At 68.5% G+C, this 21,102-nt stretch carries 19 protein-coding genes and 1 pseudogene; 1 reads left to right on the forward strand and 19 read right to left on the reverse strand.

The window, feature by feature from the left end; translation table 11 throughout:
* Window positions 1–7: 7 nt before the first annotated feature.
* The 5 genes from ACXJLH_RS26215 to ACXJLH_RS26235 all read right to left on the reverse strand — a co-directional run bounded on the left by ACXJLH_RS26215 (window position 8) and on the right by ACXJLH_RS26235 (window position 6,130).
* Complete coding sequence (locus tag ACXJLH_RS26215) at window positions 8–733, reverse strand: SDR family oxidoreductase (RefSeq protein ID WP_457447297.1); 726 nt, start codon at window positions 731–733, stop codon at window positions 8–10.
* On the reverse strand, window positions 733–1,698 hold the full coding sequence (locus ACXJLH_RS26220) for a CsgG/HfaB family protein (RefSeq protein WP_457324088.1): 966 nt from the start codon (window positions 1,696–1,698) through the stop codon (window positions 733–735). The genes ACXJLH_RS26215 and ACXJLH_RS26220 overlap by 1 nt, the downstream gene beginning before the upstream one ends.
* A gap of 92 nt (window positions 1,699–1,790) precedes the next feature.
* Window positions 1,791–4,151: a penicillin acylase family protein gene (locus ACXJLH_RS26225; protein WP_457447299.1), complete on the reverse strand. Its 2,361-nt coding sequence runs from the start codon at window positions 4,149–4,151 to the stop codon at window positions 1,791–1,793.
* A complete protein-coding gene (locus tag ACXJLH_RS26230; protein WP_457447301.1) occupies window positions 4,151–4,939 on the reverse strand; it encodes an SDR family oxidoreductase in 789 nt (262 codons plus the stop codon). Before ACXJLH_RS26230 ends, ACXJLH_RS26225 begins: the two co-directional genes overlap by 1 nt.
* Before the next feature lie 75 nt (window positions 4,940–5,014).
* Entirely contained in the window at window positions 5,015–6,130 is a 1,116-nt protein-coding gene (locus ACXJLH_RS26235) for an ABC transporter substrate-binding protein (protein WP_457447302.1), read from the reverse strand.
* A 237-nt stretch (window positions 6,131–6,367) separates the two neighbouring features.
* Between ACXJLH_RS26235 and ACXJLH_RS26240 the strand changes: the two genes are divergently transcribed.
* Window positions 6,368–7,954 carry a sensor histidine kinase gene (locus ACXJLH_RS26240; RefSeq protein WP_457447304.1) on the forward strand — a complete coding sequence of 529 codons (1,587 nt, stop codon included), beginning with the start codon at window positions 6,368–6,370 and terminating at the stop codon, window positions 7,952–7,954.
* A gap of 2 nt (window positions 7,955–7,956) precedes the next feature.
* On the opposite strand, the gene ACXJLH_RS26245 is transcribed toward ACXJLH_RS26240, so the two are convergent.
* From ACXJLH_RS26245 to ACXJLH_RS26310, 14 genes and pseudogenes are all read right to left on the reverse strand, one after another.
* Window positions 7,957–8,160 (reverse strand): hypothetical protein, encoded by a 204-nt coding sequence (locus ACXJLH_RS26245; RefSeq protein WP_056197689.1) that lies wholly within the window; start codon window positions 8,158–8,160, stop codon window positions 7,957–7,959.
* A 55-nt stretch (window positions 8,161–8,215) separates the two neighbouring features.
* Window positions 8,216–9,712, reverse strand: coding sequence for a sucrose phosphorylase (gene gtfA / locus ACXJLH_RS26250; RefSeq protein WP_457447305.1), 1,497 nt, complete (start codon window positions 9,710–9,712; stop codon window positions 8,216–8,218).
* The gene (locus ACXJLH_RS26255; protein WP_457447307.1) at window positions 9,709–10,350 is read right to left on the reverse strand and encodes an MFS transporter; all 642 of its coding nucleotides are present in this window, start codon (window positions 10,348–10,350) and stop codon (window positions 9,709–9,711) included. Before ACXJLH_RS26255 ends, gtfA begins: the two co-directional genes overlap by 4 nt.
* Window positions 10,331–11,020: pseudogene (locus ACXJLH_RS26260) on the reverse strand (MFS transporter); the annotation flags it as partial. The pseudogene ACXJLH_RS26260 and the gene ACXJLH_RS26255, both read right to left, overlap by 20 nt.
* 1 nt (window position 11,021) lies before the next feature.
* A complete protein-coding gene (locus ACXJLH_RS26265) occupies window positions 11,022–11,903 on the reverse strand; it encodes a PfkB family carbohydrate kinase (protein WP_457447309.1) in 882 nt (293 codons plus the stop codon).
* Window positions 11,904–11,908: 5 nt separating this feature from the next.
* The gene (locus ACXJLH_RS26270; RefSeq protein ID WP_457447311.1) at window positions 11,909–14,233 is read right to left on the reverse strand and encodes a TonB-dependent receptor; all 2,325 of its coding nucleotides are present in this window, start codon (window positions 14,231–14,233) and stop codon (window positions 11,909–11,911) included.
* 254 nt (window positions 14,234–14,487) lie between these two features.
* Entirely contained in the window at window positions 14,488–15,540 is a 1,053-nt protein-coding gene (locus ACXJLH_RS26275) for a LacI family DNA-binding transcriptional regulator (RefSeq protein WP_457447313.1), read from the reverse strand.
* A 117-nt stretch (window positions 15,541–15,657) separates the two neighbouring features.
* Complete coding sequence (locus ACXJLH_RS26280) at window positions 15,658–17,337, reverse strand: MFS transporter (RefSeq protein ID WP_457447315.1); 1,680 nt, start codon at window positions 17,335–17,337, stop codon at window positions 15,658–15,660.
* A 263-nt stretch (window positions 17,338–17,600) separates the two neighbouring features.
* Window positions 17,601–18,260: a DsbA family protein gene (locus ACXJLH_RS26285; RefSeq protein WP_457447317.1), complete on the reverse strand. Its 660-nt coding sequence runs from the start codon at window positions 18,258–18,260 to the stop codon at window positions 17,601–17,603.
* Window positions 18,257–18,484: a DUF1289 domain-containing protein gene (locus ACXJLH_RS26290; protein WP_056197704.1), complete on the reverse strand. Its 228-nt coding sequence runs from the start codon at window positions 18,482–18,484 to the stop codon at window positions 18,257–18,259. Before ACXJLH_RS26290 ends, ACXJLH_RS26285 begins: the two co-directional genes overlap by 4 nt.
* Complete coding sequence (locus ACXJLH_RS26295; protein ID WP_056197706.1) at window positions 18,481–18,984, reverse strand: YbaK/EbsC family protein; 504 nt, start codon at window positions 18,982–18,984, stop codon at window positions 18,481–18,483. Before ACXJLH_RS26295 ends, ACXJLH_RS26290 begins: the two co-directional genes overlap by 4 nt.
* 37 nt (window positions 18,985–19,021) lie before the next feature.
* On the reverse strand, window positions 19,022–19,423 hold the full coding sequence (locus ACXJLH_RS26300) for a hypothetical protein (RefSeq protein WP_056197707.1): 402 nt from the start codon (window positions 19,421–19,423) through the stop codon (window positions 19,022–19,024).
* Between the two features lie 32 nt (window positions 19,424–19,455).
* The gene (locus ACXJLH_RS26305) at window positions 19,456–19,842 is read right to left on the reverse strand and encodes a DUF3224 domain-containing protein (RefSeq protein ID WP_457447320.1); all 387 of its coding nucleotides are present in this window, start codon (window positions 19,840–19,842) and stop codon (window positions 19,456–19,458) included.
* A complete protein-coding gene (locus ACXJLH_RS26310) occupies window positions 19,823–21,088 on the reverse strand; it encodes a cyanophycinase (protein WP_457447321.1) in 1,266 nt (421 codons plus the stop codon). The genes ACXJLH_RS26305 and ACXJLH_RS26310 overlap by 20 nt, the downstream gene beginning before the upstream one ends.
* Window positions 21,089–21,102: the final 14 nt, after the last annotated feature.

The raw sequence follows: 21,102 nt of genomic DNA on the forward strand, positions 1-21,102 counted from the left end.
CGAGCCGTCAACCCCGCCCGACAAACGGCATGCTCGTCGCCATCACCGTCATCGTCTGCACATTGGCCGACAGCGGCAGGCCGGCCATGTAGACGACGGCGCGGGCCACGTCCTCGACGTCCATGCGCGGCTCCACCGCCATGGTGCCGTTGGCCTGGAGCACGCCACGCGTCATCTTCTCGGTCATCTCGGTGGCGGCATTGCCGATGTCGATCTGGCCGGCTGCAATGTCGAAGGCGCGGCCGTCCAGGCTCAGCGACTTGGTCAGGCCGGTGATGGCGTGCTTGGTGGACGTGTAGGGCACCGTGTTCGGCCGCGGCGCATGGGCCGAGATGGAGCCGTTGTTGATGATGCGGCCGCCGCGCGGCGATTGCGCCTTCATCAGCGCGAAGGCCGCCCGGGCACAGAGGAAGCTGCCGGTCAGGTTGGTGTCGACGACTGCGCGCCATTGCGCCACCGTCAGCTCATCGATGGGCACGGCCGGCGCGGAGATGCCGGCGTTGTTGAACAGCAGGTCCAGCCGGCCGAAGCGCTCGCGCAGCGTCGCGAAGGCGGCGTCGACCTGGGCCTCGACACAGACATCGGTCTGCAGGGCCAGCGCATCCGGCAGCGTCTCGCGCAGGGCCGCCTCGCGACGACCCATCAACGCCAGCGTCCAGCCCTCGGCGGCCAGAGCGCGGGCCACGGCCCTGCCGATGCCGGAGCCGGCACCGGTGACGAGAGCGACCTTCATCAACGACCGCTCGGCGACACCAGGGTGCGCTGTACCCAGCCGCTGAAGTTGGCGGCGTCGACCTTGACGAAGCCGTCCTTGACCTCGCCGGTGGCAACGAGTTCATCGCTGCGGTTCAGCGTGGCGACGACCTTGCTGTCGCGCGACGGGGCGGCGTAGGCCTTCACGTTGGAGATCTTGGCCACGAGCATCTGGCCCGCGGGAACGGGCGCGCCAGCCTGCGTGGAGGCGCCCGCATTCGCGTCGCCGGCGGCGCTGCCGGTGCGGATCAGGCTCTGCTGGTCGCGGATGCCCAGCACGATCTTGTTGTAGTTGTCGAGCAGGCTGGCAGCGATGAGCTTGCCTTCGGGCGTGCTGGTGTAGCCGCCCGCGGCGCCCAGCGCGCCGCCGCCGTAGCCCCAGCCGCCGATGGAGAAGTCGGTCTTGGTGGCCTTGCCTTCAGCGGCAGCGACCTGGATGCTGGAGCGCACGTCGGCGATCAGCAGGCTGGTGCTGGCCTCCTTGAATTTCAACCCGCCGGCGATGGCGCCAATGCCACCCAGCCGGTTGCCCAGCAGGCCACCAATGGCGCCGCCGACACCGCCGGTGTTGCTGGCAGCCACCAGCACATTGGGCGTCATGACGAAGTCGGCCGCCTGCATCTGGCCCTTGCCGACATTGGATTCCTGGCGCATCTCGCCGGCGGCGGCGAGATTGCGCTCCTGCTGCAGGTTCTGCATGGCCACGCCGCGCTCGACGACGTCAAAGCAGCCTGACTGCTGCACCATCATGCGCAGCAGCGATGCAGGGGAGCCCAGGCCGTAGTGCGACAGGTGGTTCCAGCCGTGCTGGGGCTCGGCCACGGCCAGCACGCCGAGCTTCTTGGGGCACTTCTCGACATTGGAGCCCGCCTCCTGGGCCTGCGCGGCCATCGCGGCAAAAGCCAGAGAAGCCAGCACGGCCCTGCTGAGCGTCTTGTTGTTCATCGTGATCCTCGCTTCGTTATCGGGTGACAGGGATTGTGCCCAGCGGGCGGTTCGGCTGGCGTCCCCATTCCGCGGGAATAGGGTCGCCTGGATCAGGGGCGCAGCACGAGCCGGTGCACGGTCTCGCCGGGCAGGAAAGGCAGGGCCTCGCCGGCCAGCCAGGCGGCATGGTCGCCACGGTAGAAAGGCGACATCGGGTGGCCGCTCTGGCCACCCGGGATGACGAGGATGCCGCTTTCCTCATGGCCGGGCGACACCACCATGCGCTCGCTCTGGCCATGGCCGTGGTTGTGCACGCGTGGCATGTGGCTGTCGCCGGCCATGCCCTGGGAGGCCTGGTCCAGCCAGCTTGAGAGCGCCGGCACGGCGACGCTCAGCGGGTGGCGCACGCTGGTGGGGTTGTCGGCGCCCCAGGTGGCTGCGGCGAGGCTGCCGTATTTGCTCAGCAGCTCCTGGCGGCTGTCGAGCACGGCGCGTTGCAGGAGCTCGGGCCAGGTCTTGAAGCTGCCTGGCAGGGTGTCAGGCCGCGCCGCCTGGATCAGCGCCCAGCCGGGCGTCTCGGGCACCAGCTTCAGGTCGGACAGCTTCGCGCCTTGCGCTTCCAACAGGCCAGCCAGCGGGTCGAAGATGTTTTTCAGCGCCTGCAGCCGGAAGGAGCGCACGAGCAGATAACCGACCGCGTCGGGTCGGGCCGCGTCGGCGCCCTTCTCGACCTCGACGCGATAGTCCGTCAGGCCGTTGGCAGTGACGAAGTCGGGCGTCAGCACCTGCTCCAGCAGCAGCTTGCGCCAGCGCTGATGGAAGAGCGCGCGGTGGTCGAGCTGGATGGCGTGCAGGCCGGCCTCGTCGAACTTGTCCTGGGCGCGCAGGTCATCGCGGATCTGCTGGGCGCGAGCGCCGAGATCCCAGCCACCGTTGCCGAGCAGCTTCATCGCCTCGCCACCGACCATGCGCGAATTGGCCGTCCACAGCCGCCCGTCGGCCGGGTCGACGATGCGCGGCTGCTCGGCCGCGCCAAGATAGCCCTGCCAGCGCGAGCGACCGTCGCTCCAGTCCTGGGGGCGGTCCATATCCTCGGCGCCGACGCGTTTGGGCATCGCGCCGATGACGGTCCAGGCGATGCGCCCGCCGGCGTCGGCCACCAGCAGGTTCTGGGCCGGCATGCCGGCGCCCGCGGCCAGTTGCACGGCCTCGTCGACATTGGCGGCTGTCTCCATGTGCATCAGGCGCAAATTCATGCCCTCGTGGTCATGGGCCACCCAGCGCAGCGCATAGGCCTGCCCGCTCGCTGCCTTTTGAGGCATGACGGGGCCCCATTCGCTTTCCAGCACGACATGGTCGACCGCGGCTTCGCCGGCGATCTCGATGCGCTCGACGGCACGTTGCAGCGGCTTCTCGGCGCCGCCGGCCAGGTAATGCGTGCCAGCGCCATTGAGCTTGAGCGCCACGACATCCGCCCAATCGGAGGTCGTGTTCGTGAAGCCCCAGGCCACGTGGCCATTGCTGCCGACCACCAGCAGCGGCGCGCCGGGCAGGGTCACCCCAGCCACGTCATGGCTGCCGGCCGCGTCCTTCCACTTCATGCGCGCCTTGAACCAGGTGCCGGGCGAGCGCAGGCCCAGGTGCATGTCGTCGGCCAGGATGGCCCGCCCGCCCGCGCCATGCGCGGCCGCGACGGCGAAGTTGTTGCTGCCGATGTCACGGGCGTCACGCAGGCTGCAGTCGCTGCAGGCCGTCTTGGCAGCGCGCAATGCGGCCGGCAGCGGCCCCGCTGGCAGGGGCACGGCAGTCACGCGGCTGTCGTCCATGGCGGCCTGCCAGTCGGCGCTGTGCTGAGTCAGGAAGGCATACCAGTCGTCCGGCACGGCCTCGCGCAGCAAGCCCGTGGCGACGTCGTCGCGGCCCTGGGCGCCCTGCAGGTCGAGGTACATGCCATAGGCGACGAGGACGGTGTCGGCCGCGACCCAGGGCTGGGGTTGCTGGCGCAGCAGCAGGTATTCGGGCGGGCGTGCGCCGAGGCCGGCCAGGCCAGCGTTGACGCCGCTCACGTAGGCGTCCAGCAGCGCGCGCTCATCTGCGGCCAAGGCCGCGATGCCGGCTTCAGCACGGTGGCGGAAGCGATGCAGGCGGCGCGACTTGTCCAGCGGCAGCGCCTTCGCGCCCACCAGCGCGGACAGCTCGCCAGCCGCGTTGCGGCGCATCAGGTCCATCTGGAAGAAGCGCTCCTGAGCGTGTGCGAAGCCCAGGGCCCGGGCCACGTCCAGGCGGTTCTCGGCCGTGATGGTCAGGTAGCCGCGCGCGTCGCGCTGCAACTCGGCCGGCGCACTCAGGGCGGCGATGGCACGTTCACCGTCGAGCTGGGCCAGGCTGCCACGCAGGGTCAGCCACAGCGCCAGAGCGAGCAGCAGCACGAGGGCCAGCAGGGCAAGGAGGATGCGCTTGAGCCACCTCATCAGAATGTCCCCGGGTAGCCGCCGCCGTCGAGCAAGATGTTCTGGCCCGTCAGGTAGGCGGCTTGGGCGCTGCACAGCATGGCGCAGATGGCGCCGAACTCGGCGGCGTTGCCGAAGCGCCGCGCGGGAATGGCCGCGCGGCGCCTGGCCGCCAGTTCATCCGCGCTGACGCCCGCCTTGGCGGCGCCGGCGGCGAAGCCCTTCTTCAGCCGGTCGGTATCGAAGGCACCCGGCAGCAGGTTGTTGATCGTCACGTTGGCGCCGGCCAGGCGCGGTTGGCGGGCCACGCCGGCGACGAAACCCGTCAGGCCGGAACGCGCGCCGTTGGACAGACCCAGCGTGTCGATGGGCGCTTTGACCGCGCCCGAGGTGATGTTGACGATGCGACCGAAGCCGCGCGCAGCCATCGCATCCACCGTCGCCTTGATGAGCTCGATGGGTGCCAGCATGTTGGCGTCCAGCGCGGCGATCCACTGCTCGCGGCCCCAGTCGCGGAAATCCCCGGGCGGCGGGCCGCCGGCGTTGTTGATGAGGATGTCCACCCGCGGGCAGGCCGCGAGCGCCGCTGCTCGGCCCTCAGAGGTGGCAATGTCGCCGGCCACCGCGCGCACCTCAGCGTCAGGGTTCAGGGCCCGCAGCGCATCAGCTGTCGCCAGCAACTCGGCCTCGCCGCGTGCCGTGATGACGACGTTGACGCCCTCACCCACCAGCGCCTCGGCACAGCCTCGGCCCAAGCCCTTGCTCGCCGCGCAGACCAGCGCCCAGTGGCCTTTCAAACCCAGATCCATGTCAGCTCCTCGATCGCCATGCGCGGCCTTGACAGGCCCGCATCATCGCGCGGTCGAGGGTGCTGCGCGCCGAGTTCAGCGCTTGAACTTGCCGTCCTCGCCCACGATGGACACGTCGGTGTACTCCAGGCCGCTGTGCTCCTTCTCGGAGTAGTGCACCTGCAGGCCGCCCAGGTCGATGCGGGCGCCGTCCAGCGCCTTGGCCAGGCTCTCGCGCGTGATCTCCTTGCCCGGTGCGCGCTTGAGGGCTTCGACGATCAGTTTCGCCGCGGCAAAGCCTTCAACATGGGCCGGCGTCAGCTCGTTGCGGCCGGCGGACTTGGCCAGGCTCAGCGCCTCCCGCACCATCAGGTTGGCCGTCGAGCGCTCGTAGGGGAAGAGCTGGGTCACGATGACCCCACGGCTGTCGTTGCCCAGCGCCTTCACGAAATCGGCCGCGGCGTTGTTGGACAGCGTGGCCACGTGCGCCGTGGAGCCGGCCGCGCGCAGCGCCTGCACGCCCTCCACAACCGCATAGGCCGGCCCGATCAGCACGACGGCCTCGATGCCGGCCTTGGCGATGGCCTGCATCGTCGGCGCGAGATCGGGCTTGTTGCGGTCAAAGCGCAGGTTGGACATGGCGCGCAGCTTGATGTCGTCCAGGCCCTTGATGGCGCCCTTGCCGGCGTCATTGCCGAAGGGGTCGTTGACCTGCACGATGGTGATGCGCTTGACGCCAATGCCGGCCAGGTGCTTGACCGCGCGTTCCGCCTCCTTCTGGTAGCTGGCGCGCAAGTGGTAGACCCAGGGCTGGACCGGCTCGCGCAGGCTGATGGCACCAGTGGCGGGCGCGATCAGCGGCAGCTTGTTCTCCTTCAGCACGGGCAGCAGGGCCTCGGTCGGGCCGGTGCCACGGCTCAGCATCAGCGCCAGCACACCCTGGTTGGCCAGGGACTTGGCCGCGGCCACGGCGGTCGCCGGGTCGTATTTGTCGTCCTGCGTGACGAGCTCGATGTTCTGGCCCTTGATGCCGCCCTGGGCATTGACCGAGTCAAAGTACAGCTTCGCGCCCTCGGCGCTCTCCTGCACGATGCCGGCCACGGGCCCTGAAAAGCCCGCCACCATGCCGATGCGCAGGGTGCTTTGCGCGAATGCGCCATTCATACCAATACAGGCAGCGAACAAGGCCGCCAGGCCAACCCAACGCTTCACTGTTTTTCTCCAGGACAAGCGCCACCGGGGCGCGTTTATGGCCGCGGATTGTGGGGCCAGCCCCCCCGCCCCCAGCAGCCCCTCTCCCCCAGGAAAAACCCGCCCTCCACCGGGTCTGAATGCGCATTTGCACCGCTTTTGGCGGGCCTACACTCTGGCCGCCTCGGTGCCGTGTTCGCGCTGCCAGCGCTCGTCTCCGCGCCGCCCATGCCGGAAAGCCCCTTGCCGCCTATCGCCTTGCCCCGCACGCCCGCACCTGCATACGGTTGGCAGCGCAGTTCCCTGACCTTCGCCGTCGTGCTGGCCCTGCTGCTGGGGCTGCTGCTGCCGACAACGGCCGTGTTGCTCTATGACGGCCAGAAGACCCGCGCCACCGCGATGGAGGACTTGAAGCGCGACCTGTCACGCGCCACCGAGGTGATGGCCCTGTCGCTGGCCGAGCCGGTCTGGCAGGTCTCGCCGGACCTGGCTGACCCCATGGTCAAGGCGCAGATGGACGATCCACGCTTCGTGTCGGTGCAGGTCGTCGAGCCGGCGTCGTCGGCCCCCTTCCTGTCGCAGCAGCGCGCTGGCGAGCAGGGCGACAGCGATCTGGTGCTGAGCCAGACCCGGCCCATCCAGCGCGACGGCCGCGAGATCGCCAAGCTGACCGTTCGCATGAGCGCCGCGCCGCTGCTGCAGGCCAAGCAGGCCGAGGTCTGGCGCACGGTCTGGCGCAGCATGCTGACGCTGACGCTGTCGCTGGCACTGATGCTGTGGGTGCTGCAGCGCTATGTGATGCGGCCCATGACCGAGCTGACCGGCTCAGCCGAGGCGCTGGCGGCCGGGCGGCTGGACCAGCCTTTGCGTGTGGCCGGCGCCGACGAGATCGCACGCGTGGGCGTGGCGATGGAGCGCATGCGCCAGGCCCTGCTATCGGCCTTCGAGGCGCTGCGCCAGCACAACGTGAACCTGGAAGAAACCGTCGCCCAGCGCACTGCCGAGCTGACGACCAGCAATGCCGAACTGTCCGAGGCGCTGGAAACGCTGCAGAAGGCGCAGCGCGAGCTGGTCGAGTCGGAGAAGCTCGCCTCGCTAGGCCGCCTGGTGGCGGGCGTTGCCCATGAGCTGAACACGCCGCTGGGCAATGCACTGACCGTGGTGTCGGCCCTGGACGACCGCTACAAGCAGCTCGAGGCCATGCTGTCGGGCAGCGTGCAGATGCGCCGCAGCACGCTGGAGGAACTGGCGCGCGACACGCGGCGCGGCCAGGACATCCTGCAGCGCAACGTGCAGAAGGCCGCCGACCTGGTGCGCGACTTCAAGCAGGTGGCCATCGACCAGACGGCCGACCTCAGGCGCGACTTCGACCTGGCCAAGGTCGTCGAGGACGTGCTCGTCATGGTCGAGCCCAGCTTCAAGCACACGCCCTTCGTCATCGACACCGAGCTGTGCCATGGCCTGGTGATGAACAGCTATCCCGGCGCGCTCGGCCAGGTGCTGACCAATCTGCTGATGAACGCGCTGCTGCACGGCTTCGACAGCGCGGCACAGGGGCACGTCAAGGTCTATTGCACGGCGCTGGACGAAGAGCAGGTCGAGCTCAGCGTGACGGACGATGGCCGCGGCATGGACGAGTCCGTGCGGCGGCGCATCTTCGACCCCTTCTTCACCACCAAGCTGGGCACCGGCGGCTCAGGCCTGGGCATGCACATCGTGCACAGCATCGTGACCAATGTGCTGGGCGGCCAGATCGAGGTGCGCTCCTCGCCGGGCGAAGGCACGCAGATGCTGATGCGGCTGCCGCTCAACGCACCGCAACGCGCCAGCGGCGAGCCGGCATAGGCTTACTGCGACGCGCCAGAGGCCGGGGCGGACGCCGCCTCGACCGCAGCGGCGACGGCGGCCGAAGCCGCTGCAGAAGCGGCAGGCTCGTGTCCACCCGTCACGTCATGCTTCTCACCGCTCAGGTCGATGTTGCCGCCGCTCTTGGTCAGGATGAAAAGCGCCAGCGCGGCAAAGGCGATGAAGCCGACGATCAACTTCCACATGCTCGGGTCTCCACAGGTTTGTACTGCGGCGCATTCTGGCGACCGAGGCTGACGCTCAACTGAAGGCGAAGGTCTCCCGGCGACCACCCTCGCCGCCGTAGCTCAACTCGTGGGTGAGGTCGCGAAAGTTGACGCGCAGCGCCGCCCACTCGCCGTGCTGCTGCCAGCGCAGGTGCAACTCGTCGTCGCCACTGGGCTCGACGCGGAACTCGCCGCAGAACGCCGGGTGCTGGTTGCGCAGCCTGATCAACTCGATGAGCCGGCGCACCACGGGGCGTTCGCAGTCGCGCGCGATCTCACCTTCGCTGTAGTGATGGCGGTTGATGTCGCGGCCGACCTGCGTGCGTGCCAGCAGGGCCATGTCGTTGTGGCCGGCCAGCAGGCCGACGTAGTAGACCTGCGGCACGCCGGGCAGGAAGAACTGGATGGCACGGGCCAGCAGATAGGCCGTCTCGTTGCGGCCCATCGCGTCGAAGAAGCTGCAGTTGACCTGGTAGAGGTCGAGATTGCTGGCCGCGGCCCCGGTGGCGCGCCGACTCTCGCCGCCGCTGGCCGCGTGGATGCGCTCCACCAGCGCGTCCAGCTCCGCGGGCGGCACGAGGCCGGGGTGGGCCGCGCGGTCGCTCGCGTCGGCACCGATGTCGATGATGCCGATGCCGTCGTGGGTGTCGAGCACGGTCAGCGCGTTGGTCGGGCGGATGTCGATCCAGCGCTTCAGCGCGGCGGCGGTGTGGAAGTTGAAGGCGTGCAGCACCAGTGGCGGCAGCGCGAAGTCGTAGACCCAGTCGACCCTGGCAGCGATCTCGATCTGGCGCTGGTGATAGGCGTGGATCTCGACGAGCACCTCGATGCCCAGCGCCCTCGCTTCGCCCGCGAACTCGGCGATGAAGTCGAAGGTCTCGGCCATCATGAAGCAGCTGCCGCCGGCCTTCTTGATGGCGTAGCCGACGGCGTCCAGCCGCACCATGCGAATGCCGTTGCTGGCAAAGGTGCGCAGGATGCCAGCGAGGTAGGCGCGGCCCTGGGGGTGGCGCACGGCGATGTCCACCTGCGCGGCAGTGAAGGTCGTCCACAGGATGCGGCGCTCACCGTTCTTCAGCGTGGCATAGGTCAGCGGCAGGCCGGGGCGGGGGCGGTAGACGGCCAGCAGGTCTCGCTCGCTGGCGCCCTCCGGGAAGACGGCGTCCAGCGTCAGGAACAGGCCCGCGTAGGCCGAGGCCTCGCCCTTCTCGGCGTAGTCGAGGAACTGCGGCGACTCGCTGGACATGTGGTTGACGATGACGTCGGCCATCACGTCCAGATCCTTGGTCAGCGCCTTGATGTCATCCCAGTTGCCCAGGCGCGGGTCAACCTGCGTGTGGTCGATGGGGTCGAAGCCGGCGTCGGCGCCATCGATGGCATGGAAGAACGGCAGCAGGTGCACGCCACCGAACACGCCGTGCAGTGGCGAGCCCGGCTCGCAGAGCAGCTTGTGCAACCGTGCCAGGTCGGCGCCGTCGCGCTGGCCGCCGAGGCGGTCGACATAGGTGATGAGCTGGACTTGGTTCTTCATGAGGACTTGGGACTCTTGACTGCCAGCACGCACAGCGCAGCGAGCGCCAGCAGCACGCCGGCCAGGCGAATGACGTTCTCGGGCCGGCCGCCCAGCAGGCCGTCGTAGAACAAGGGCAGGGTCACCGCCTGGATCAGCATGGGGATGACGATGAACATGTTGAAGATGCCCATGTAGACGCCGGCGCGCTCGGGCGGGATGCTGCCGGCCAGCAGCACATAGGGGTTGCCCATGATGGAACCCCAGGCCAGGCCAATGCCGACCATGGGCAGGAAGAGCCAGGTCTTGTCATGGATGCCGGGCAGCGCCCACATGCCGGCGGCCGCACAGGCGAGTGCGAAGGCATGCACCCATTTCGCGCCAAGGCGTTTGGTGAACGGCACCATCGCGAAGGCGGCGACGAAGGCGACGGCGTTGTAGAAGCCGCCGACCTGTCCGTTGAGCAAGGCCGCGTCGCGAAAGCCGGCGCTGTGCGGGTCGTCCGTGCCGAAGACCGTCGCGGCCAGCGTCGGCACGATGTAGATCCAGTAGCACATCATTCCGTACCACTGGCAGCGCCATCCACCACAGCCGCCGCATCGTGGCTGGCATGTCGCGCAGCGCGGCCCAGATCTCGGTGAGCGTCGCGCCCAGGCCATGGGGCAGCGCGCGCAGGCGGGCGATCTCCTCGGCCAGCAATGGCAGCTCCGGCACGCGGCGCACCGACCACCACACCGTCGTGAACGACAGCAGCGCGCCGATGACGAAGGCCAGCGTCGTGACGACCGGGATACCGTTGGCGCCCAAAGCGTCCTTGTTCATCCCGAAGGCAACGAGCAGGCTGGGCGTGAGGTAGGCCAGCGTCTGCGCCAGGCCGGTGAACGAGGCCTGCGTGAGAAAGCCGCTGGCGTGCTGCTCTTCGCGAAGCCGGTCGCTGACGTAGGCGCGGTAGGGCTCCATCGTCACGTTGTTGGCTGCGTCCAGGATCCACAGCAGGCCGGCCGCGAACCACAGCGCAGGGCTGAAGGGCATGGCCAGCAGGCCCAGCGAGCAGATCAGCGCGCCGATGAGGAAGTAAGGCGTGCGCCGGCCCAGGCGGTGCGTCGTGCGGTCGCTCATGGCGCCGATGAGGGGCTGCACCAGCAGGCCGGTGATGGGGCCGGCCAGCCAGAGGTAGGGCAGGCTTTTGCCGTCGGCGCCCAGCATCTGGTAGATCGGGCTCATGTTGGCCTGCTGCAGGCCGAAGCTGAACTGGATGCCGAGGAAGCCGATGTTCATGTTCACGATCTGCGTGAACGACAAATGCGGCGACAGGTGGGGCTTGTTCATCTCATTCCTCGGCCGGCAGCGCGTGCAAGGCCTCGCGCCAGGGGGCCAGCGCTGCCGGGTCTGGCGGCAGCGGACCGCGCACGCCGCAGATCATCGCGGCGTAACGGTTGGCCAGGTGCAGGGTCGCACCCAGGTCACGACCCAGCGCCAGCCCGGCCAGCAACACCGCCGTGAAGCCGTCGCCGGCGCCGACGCTGTCGACGAAAGCCGGCTGGGCCACGCCCTCGCCTGTCGCCAGCACGCGGCCGTGCTCGCCGTGCAGCACGTAGCCGGCGGCGCCGCGCGTCAGTACCAGGCCTTGCAGCGCAAAGCGGGCCATCAGCGCCGGCAGCGTGGGCTCGAACCAGGTGAGCAGGCAGCCGAGTTCGTCCTCGTTGAGCTTGACCCAGTCGGCCAGCATCAACACTTCAGCGGCCAGTTCGGGCGTGTCGGTGCCGGGGCGCAGATTGAGATCCAGCAGACGCGGGCCGGCCATGCGCTTGACCGTGGCGCGGATGGCTGCGCGCGAGACGGCGTGGCGCTGGGCCAGGCTGCCGAAGTAGACGATGCCGGCGTCACCCACGGCCGGCGCTTCGAGGTGGTCCCAGGCCGCGTCGACATGGATCTCGAAGCGATGGCCGCCGCCCGCATCCTCATGCACGCTGACGCGTCCAGTCGCACGGGTCGTATCGCGCTGGATGCCGTCGATGGCGAGGCCGTAGCGCGCTGCACTTTCCAGCACGAGGCGGCCCGCCGCATCATCGGCACCGACGCGACTGACGAAGCGCAGCGGCACATCCAACGCGGCCAGCGAGCGCGCCACGTTGAAGGGCGCGCCCCCGGCGACCGGGCCGTCGTGGAACTCGTCCACGAGGGCCTCGCCCAGTACCAGGATGGGACTCATCGCGCTCAGAAGCTGTAGCGCAGCGAGGCCTTCACGGTGCGGCCCGTGTAGGCACGCGCGGCGCCGCGGCCGTCGTTGCTCTCGGTGTAGGCCAGCTCGTTGAAGAGGTTGTTGGCCGCCAGCGAGAGCGTCGCGCGGTCGGTGAGCGCGTAGCTGGCAAACGCGTTGACGACGGTGTAGGCCGGCAGCGTGATGGTCAGCGCACCGGTGGGGCCATCGTCCAGGCTCTTGGACGTGCCGACGATGCTGACGCCGAAGCTCAGTGCATCGTTGAGGTTGACCGTGGGCGTGAGCTGGTAGACGACCTTGGCCTGGCGCTTGGGAGCCCGGCCGTCGGCCTGCTTCGCGTCGGTGTAAGTCAGGCCGCCCAGCACGCTGACGACGCCAAAACGGGCCGAGCCTTCCAGTTCCAAACCGTTGCTGCGGTAGCTGTTGGCCTTGGCGACGATGGGGTTGGTCGTCACGTCGACGTTGACCTCGTCGGTCTTGGCGTGGAAGAGCGTGGCAAACAGGCTCATGCCACCGCCGCGGATCTTCACGCCGGCTTCCGCCTGCCTGACCTTGTTGGTCGGGATGGTCGGGCTCTTGCCGTTGACGAGGTTGGGGTTGTTGAAGAAGGTGATGCGGTCGGCGTTGTAGGCAGCGCCGTCGGAATAGCGGGCGAAGACGGACAGATCCTTGCTCAGCGCATAGTTGCCACCCAGCGAATACGAGGTGCGGCCGAAGTCGTAATCAATGGCGTTGGGCTTGGTCAGGTCGTAGCTGACGCCGGCGTTGGACTGGTAGTAGGCGCCGCTGGCCTTCTGGTTGTCGCGGCGCACACCGATGTCGGCCGACAGCGGGCCGGCCTCGTAGTTCAGCACCACGTAGGGTGCGTTGGTCGTGTACTTGCTGTCCTGCGTGTTGCTGCAGCAGCCGCCAAAACCCGGCGAGCCGTTGACGACGCCGGGCACGTTCAGCACGCGGGCGCCCTCGCCGCTGGCCGACAGCGAGTACTGGTTGAAGTTCCACGTCAGGTCCAACTGCTGCACCGAGGTGTACAGCCCGGCCACAGCGCTGAGCTTGGCGGCGCCGCCGAGCTCGAAGTCACGCGAGAACTTCAGGTCGTTGGCCATCAGGCCGGCGTTGTCGACCTTGGTGTTGAAGACGACGGCCGTGAACTTGTTGCCTGTGTAGGCCGCACCGGCATCGGGGCCAGTGGCCAGGGTGGTGCCGGCCGGCGCGGCGGCCACGTCGTCGCCTGGGAAGATGCCGATGAAGCGACCCGAATTGCGGCTCCACGAGAACTTGTTCTGCAGGCGAAAGCCACCGCCGGCGTCGAGGTCAAGGTCGGCGCCGAAAGCGTCGCTCCTGGCAGTGAGGCCGTCGCGGATGTTGCTGGTGGCGCGGCTGTTGGTGTTGGTCAGCGTGCTGTCCAGCGGCCAGGCGACGTCGTAGAAGGCGGCGCGGCGCGGGTCCAGGCCGGGAATCTCCTGGATGCTGCCGTTCACGTACTTCACCGGCGTAGGCATGAAGGTCGGGCTGTGGTCATCCAGGTGCTTGAGGCTGAAGCGCACATAGCTCTTGCCCTCCAGTTCGAAGGTGACGTTGGCGCGCACCTGACCGCCGTTCTCGGTGCCGTCGGCGCCTTTGCGGCCACCGTCGCCCACGCGGTAGAAGCCGCCGATGAAGAAACGCGTTTTGGCCGCCAGGCGACCGCCGTAGCCGAAGTCGACTCGGGTCTGGTCGAAGTCCAGGCCCTTGGTCAGCTGCAGGCTGCCACCGGGCTCCAGGCCGGTCTTGCCGATGAAGTTGATGATGCCGCCGGGCGCACCGGTGGCCAACAGCGCGGCCGAACCGCCGCGCACGACCTCCAGGCGCTCGAAGCCGGCGTCGGCGCGCATCCAGGTGTCGGGCGTGGCGAAGGCGATGTCGCCGAACTGCAGCACGGGCAAGCCGTCTTCCTGGAACTGGATGTAGCGCGCGCCGCCGGCCGAGACCGGGATGCCGCGCACGGCGACGTTGGCGTTGGACTCACCGCCGCTGGCCTCGGCGCGGATGCCGGGCACGCCCCGGAGCAGGTCCGTGGCACTGGCGGCGGTGACGGCCGCGACGCCTTCGCTCTCGATGGTCGAGATGGCCACGCTGGAGCGCATCTTGGACTTGGCCGTCGAAGTGCCGGTGACGACGACGGCGTCGAGCTTGAGGCCGTCGGCCGATTCAGCGGCGGTAGCGGCGACCTGTTGGCCTTGCGCGGCCACGCTCAACAGCGCCAGGGCCACGGCGGCGGACAGGGGTTGCAGAGACGGACGGCGGCTGGACCGCGCGGCGGTCGGATGGGGGCTGGGCATGGAGTCTCCTGGTGTCGGTGTTTGAGCGCCCTCTGCGGGGCGAAGCGGCTTGGCCGCCCTGTCGAGCGCCGATCCGTGCCGCCATTCTGCGTCGCCGTCGTTTGTTTTGCAATCGATTGCATTTCAGTAGAAACACGTATTCGACAAACATCATTGGTACTGATATTTGACAGAATGAAAACGATAGGCAGCCGTGCTCCGACCCACAGCTGCGCTGACCGGGCGGCGCGGGCCGCGCGGTCAGGGTGCTGCCGTCAGGCGTGGGGAGCGCTCTCGCGCAGCGTCAGGTAAACCGGCATCGTGCGCGGCCCGGCGCGTTCGCCACGCAGCTGGCCCAGCAGTGCTTCCACCAGCTCAGCACCCGCTTCGGCCACCGGTTGGTGGACGGTGGTCAGCGGCGGGTCGCAGTAGGCGGCCAACGGCATGTCGTCGTAGCCGATGACAGCCACATCGCCCGGCACGCTGCGGCCCACGGCGCGCAAGGCCTGGATGGTCAGCAGCGCCAGCACGTCGCTGCAGCAGACGACGCCGTCGAAGCCACGCTGTGCAGAACAGAACTCGCGCAGCACTTCGGTCGCCACGCCGGGCTCGAAGGGCGCGGCCAGCTCCAGCGCGGGGTCGACGTCCAGGCCCGCCTCACGCAGCGCCTGGGCGTAGCCCTGGCGGCGCAGCCAGACCTCGGGCAGATTGGCGTCGCCCACGAAGGCGATGCGGCGTCGACCCAGTTGCAGCAGATGACGCGCGGCCAGCGTGCCGCCCAGCACGTTGTCGCCACCCACGCTGCAGTAGAGCTGCTGCGGCATCTCGCCGCCCCAGACGACCAGCGGGAGCTTGCGCGCGGCCATGTCGTTGAGCTGGTCGTGGTGGCGCCATTGGCCGATGAGGACGACGCCAATGGCCTTGCCGGAGTCGAACCAGTGCGAGGCCAGGTCCAGCCGCTCGGCGTCGACGCGCGACAGCAGCATGTCGTAGCCGCGGTCGGTCAGCGCGTCGGCAATGGAGCCGACGATGGACAGGAAGAAGGGGTCGGAGATGTGCTGGCGGGATTTGGCGTCGTAGGGCACGACGACGGCCACCGTCTTGTTCTCCTGCAGCCGCAGATTGCGCGCACCGAAGTTGATCGAGTAGTTCAGCGAGCGGGCCAATTCGGCGACGCGCTGGCGCGTCTCGGCATTGACGAGCTCGCTGCCGTTCAAGGCCCGAGACACCGTGGACACCGACACGCCGGCCAGGCGGGCGATGTCGACCATCTGCAGCCGGCGTTGCTCACCAGCGCTGCTGTCGGAAGGGTCTTTGGACTTGGGCATCAGCGGCATCGTCGCAGGGCAGACTGCCATCGACAAGCAGGGCTAGCCAGAACGAAAAAGGCCGGCATGAAGCCGGCCTCGTGTAGACATCCCGGGAACTCCCCGGGAAAAACATGATCAGTCGCGGGCGTAGATGTCCACGTCCTTGGTCTCACGCACGAACAGCACGCCGATGACGAAGGTCGCCGCCGCGATGATGATGGGGTACCAGAGGCCGTGATAGATGTTGCCGTTCTGCGCCACCATCGCGAAGGTGATGGAGGGCAGCATGCCGCCGAACCAGCCGTTGCCGATGTGGTACGGCAGGCTCATCGAGGTGTAGCGGATGCGGGTCGGGAACATCTCCACCAGCATGGCCGCGATCGGGCCGTAGACCATGGTCACGTACAGCACCAGCACGAACAGGATGGCAATGACCATCGGCACATTGGCCTTGGCCATGTCGGCCTTGGCCGGATAGCCGGCAGCCTTCATCGCTTCGCCCAGCTCCTTCTTGAAGCCGGCGATGGCCTTGGTACTGGCTTCGTCGAACTTGTGCTCGGTCAGCTTGGTGGCGGTCGGGACGGCGATTTCCTTTTCGCCGACCTTCACGACCGTTGGTGCACCTGCGGGAGCCTCGATGGTCTCGGAGCTGGCCGACGACTGGGCCAGAGCACGCTTGGCAATGTCGCAGGCGCTGGTGAAGTCCACCTCGCGTGCCAGCGGGCTGCCCTGGAAGGAGCAACTGGCCATGTTGGTGGTCAGCGTGACCTTGGCGGTCTCCTGGGCCCTGGCGAGGTCGGGGTTGGCCGCAGCGGTCAGGGCCTTGAACAGCGGGAAGTAGGTCAGCGCGGCGAGCAGCAGGCCGGCCATGATGATGGGCTTGCGGCCGATCTTGTCCGACAGCGTGCCGAAGATGACGAAGAAGGGCGTGCCCAGCAGCAGCGAGATGGCGATCCAGATGTTGGCCGAGGTGAGGTCCACCTTGAGCACCGACGTCAGGAAGAACAGCGCGTAGAACTGGCCCGAATACCAGACCACGCCCTGGCCGGCCACCAGGCCGAAGAGCGCCAGCAGCACGATCTTCAGGTTCTTCCACTGGCCGAAGGATTCGGACAGCGGTGCCTTGGAGGTCTTGCCCTCCGCCTTCATCTTCTGGAAGGCGGGCGATTCGTTCATCGACAGGCGAATCCACACCGAAACGCCCAGCAGCAGGATCGACACGATGAAGGGAATGCGCCAGCCCCATTCGCCGAAGTCCTTGTCCGACATCGAGTTCTTCACGCCGAGGATGACCATCAGCGACAGGAACAAGCCCAGCGTCGCCGTCGTCTGGATCCACGAGGTGTAGGCGCCACGCTTGCCGTGAGGGGCATGCTCGGCCACGTAGGTGGCGGCACCGCCGTACTCACCGCCGAGGGCCAGGCCCTGCAGCAGACGCAGGCCGACCAGGATGACCGGGGCCGCGGCGCCGATGGTCGCGTAGGTGGGCAGCACGCCGACGATGAAGGTCGACAGGCCCATGATCAGGATGGTGACCAGGAAGGTGTACTTGCGGCCGATCATGTCGCCGAGGCGGCCGAACACCAGCGCGCCGAAGGGGCGCACGATGAAGCCGGCGGCAAAGGCCATCAGCGAGGCGATGAAGGCCGCGCTGGGATCCAGGCCGGCAAAGAACTGCTTGGCGATGACGGCCGCCAGCGAACCGTAAAGGTAGAAGTCGTACCACTCGAACACCGTGCCCAGCGAGGAGGCGAAGATGACCTTCTTCTCCTCTTTGGTCATCGGCGTCGCGGCCGTCGAAGTCGCAGTTGCCATTGATATGTCTCCATCAGTTGTCGGGCCGCCCCACAGGCTTCCCTCACCGCGACTATTCACACCGCCTCTGACCGTGTTCTGACGCCAGTCTGAATCGAGGCTGACAAACTCCGCAGGAACCCGCAGTCAGCATTTCTCAATGCGAGATCAGATGACCCTCGCGGGTAAATCCTGAGACGTTTTGAATCATGTCTGCCGGCCTGCATGCCGGCAGTCCTTCGCGAGGCGTCGAACAAGCCGCAGGGCTTGTTCTTGGTCCGCGCTCAGTGTTTCCGGGTGATGCCGGGCCGGGCCTGGGCCGCCGATTCCCAAATGCCGCTGCGAAACCAGGGGTCGTCCTGCAGCGCTGCGCGCAGCATCGGCAGCGCATCCTGGCCCCAGAACAGCCGGCCTTCGAACTCGACGGTCGGCACGCCGAAGACGCCCAGGGCCAGTGCCGCCTCGGTCTCGCTGCGCAGACGCTGCTTGACGGCCTCGCCGGCCGGATCCTGCGCGGGCGCAAGGCGTTCGGTCAGCGCGGCGATGCGGGCGGCGTCACTGGCATCGGCACCGGCGCCACGCCAGACGTGATGAAACAGCTGCTCGACGACCCAGCGCCCCGGCGTGTCGCCCGGCTGCCCTTGCGGCGCCGTACAGGCCCAGGCCAGCCGCAACAGCGGCAAGGGGTTGAAGGGATGCTGGGCCGGCGGATCCAGCACGAGGCCCTGGGCATGCGCCAGCCAGGCCACCTGGCGGAAGGTCCAGCGCCGCTTGGCCTCGATCTCGGCTGGCCCCTTCTGGCCCAGGGCCTGCAGCAGGGCCGCAAACAGGATGGGCCGGTAGACGACCTCGACGCTGTGGCCCGCCAGCGCTTCGGGCAGGGCCTCGAAGGCGAGGGCTGCGTAGGGCGAGATGGGGTCGAAATAGAAGGTCAGCCGCTTCATCGATCCTGTTCCTCGCTGTGGGGCCAGGGCCCCAGCCAAAGGCCGTGGCGATGCATTTCGACGCGCCTCTCGGGCAACTGGTCGAGGATGTGGCGCTGCACGGTCTCGGGCGCTCCGCCCCAGCCGGCAATCTCATTGATGCTGCGCCCGCAGCCGCGGCACCAGCCGCTGGCCGCGTCCATCTGGCAGACGTTCACGCACGGCGACGCGGCGACGGCTTTCATGCCTGGACAACGTCGATGACGGGCGCGCCCGTCAGCTTCTCCAGCTCGCCGGGCGTCAGCTTGAACACGCCGTTCGGGTGGCCGGCCGCGGCCCAGATGATGTCGAAGCGGAACAGCTCGCGGTCGATGAAGAGTTGAGGGGGTGCCGCGCCATCACTGGGTGCGAAGCCGGCCGGTGACACGCCACCGATGGAGAAGCCGGTGCGCGCCTTGACGAAGTCGGCGTCGGCGCGGCCCAGAGCGCCCGTGTGGGGCTTGAGCTTGGCCTCGTCGACACGCCTGTCGCCCGAGGTGATGACGAGGACGGCCGCGTCATCGGCCTTGCGGCGGAAGACGACGGACTTGGCAATCTGGCCCAGGGTCACGCCCAGGGCGTCGGCGGCCTCCTGGGCGGTGCGGGCCGCAACGTCCAGCCACAGCGGCCGGTGGGGATGGGCCAGGGCCGCAAGTGCGGCGCTGACGCGCTGGAAGCCTTCGGGCCGGGGATCGGTGTCTGCCATGGCCACGATTGTGTCGCGGCCAGCGCCGGCAGTTCGATCAGTCGTGGCCCTTGCCCTTGCCATGCCCCTTGCCGTGGCCCTTGCCTTTGCCGTGATCCCCGCCCTGGTCGTTGTCGTTCTGCGGCCGGGCATAACGCTCCTGGTACCAGTCCTCCTTGACGAAGTAGACCGGCACGCCACAAGCGTTGTACTGGGCGCAATGCTTCTCCCAATGCTTCTGGTGGCCCGGCGGGATGCGCATATAGACGGGCGCGACATGCACGGGTTGGCGCTGCACCCAGACAGGCTGAGCCATCATGACAGGCGGCGGCGCGGTGTTGCCGATGTCGATGCGGCCGTAGAAACCAGGCTGGCCAATCTGCACCGACACACCGACGTCGGTGGCCTGGGCGGCGCCAGCAATCAGCAGCAGCGTGATGAGGGGCAGGATCTTCTTCATGGTGTCTCCTTGCTTCAGGCCAGGTTTCAAGCTTAAGGCAGCGTGAAATCGAAATCGTAGAAATGCTGGTGGCCTTCAACGCGGATGTTCATGCGGCCCACCAGGCCGGCCAGTGCACCGGTCCCGGAGTCTGGCACAACGGTGATGGCGAGGCTGGGCGTGCCGCGCTCCATCAGGCCGTGATGCACGAGGGCGAAGCTACCCTCGCGGCCCTCCAGGCTGCCGGTCACGGTCTCCAGCGCCACATAGGCCGCCGAGCCGGCGATGCTGCCGTGCGTGGCCAGCATCTGGCCGGCGCCACGGGCCTCGAGGGCGCCGCGATATTGCTTGTCCAGCACCATGCGGCCGAGGGCCGGACTTGCCGCCTCGGCAGCCTGGGCCGTCATCCCCACCGTGAACTCACCGCTGACCGTCGCCATCACCACTCTCCTTCGAGCCGGGCCGGCTCGCCAACGCCGATTCGACCACGGGCTGCCCCTCGGCGGCGAGGGGTGTGAACAGCGGCTTGGCGACCCGCACGGGGATGACATCCAGTCGGGCCTGCAGCACCGTGTAGTCCTCGCCGCCGCCGCGGACGGCACTACGCCAGCCCACGAAGCCAGGGGCACGGCGCAGCCGGAACTCGAAGCCCACGTCGGGCGCCGGATCGTCGGCGTGCGGACGGGCGCGGTAAGCGAGGCCGCCCACCTCGGGCTCGGGGCCGTCCAGCAGCTGCGTCAGCGCGCCGAGGATGCAGCCGTCGCCGAGGATGTCGAGGAAGAACCGGTCGGACTGCAGGCGCGGCTTGAAGTCCGGGGCGCCAGGGTCGATGCGGGGCTCGCGCTGCTTGTGCGGCGCCGGCGTCGTCTCGCCGCTGGCCAGGTCGTGGCAGTCGCCATGGTCGAGATAGGACAGGCGCACGCCCTGCAGGTTGAAGGCCGGCAGCGCGGCGTCGCGTGTCGCGTCGCCGAGGTCGACAAGGACGGCGCCGCTGCCGCCGATGACCTCGAGTTGCCCGCCCTTGATGACGACGGCCGCGTTCTCGTCCACACCGAGGCCCAGGCGGCAGCCCAGGGACTGCAGGGCCGGCAGCATGCGGCCGATGCGGCCGCGCTTGAGGAAATGCTGGTCGATCAGCAGGTCGGGGCCGAGGAAGGCCAGGCCCCGGTCGTATTCCAGGCCCGCCCGCCACTGGCCCTTGAGAACGGCCAGGCTGTCCATCGCATCGCGGAACATCATGCGGCTCATGACCGCGGCACCGGCACTGGTGCCAGCGATGACGCCGCCGCGCTCGAAGACCTGGCGGATGGCCGCCAGCATGGCCGTCGGCTCGCCGCCCGGCTGCAGCGTGTCGACGATGAGCTCCTGGGCGCCACCGGAGAAGAAGACGGCGCGGCAGGCAGCGACGCGGGCGATCAGGGCCGTATCGTGCAGCGTTCCCTGCAGATCTCCCTCTTCTAGATTGGGGGCGACGGGAATGATCTCGGCGCGCGCGCCGCAGCGCTCCAGCGCGGCGGCGATCTGGGCCGCAACGCGCTCGGGCTCATAGGCCGCGGTCGGGAAGACGGCGATGGACGCACCGGCGCCCCCGGCCTCGTCGACGATGCGCTGCCAGACGGCGTCGCTGTCAGCTTTGAGCGCGCCGCCGATGACGATGACGGTGCCGACGGGGGAGTGGCTGGGCAAGATGGGTGCCGGGC

Source organism: Roseateles sp. P5_E4 (assembly GCF_054049255.1).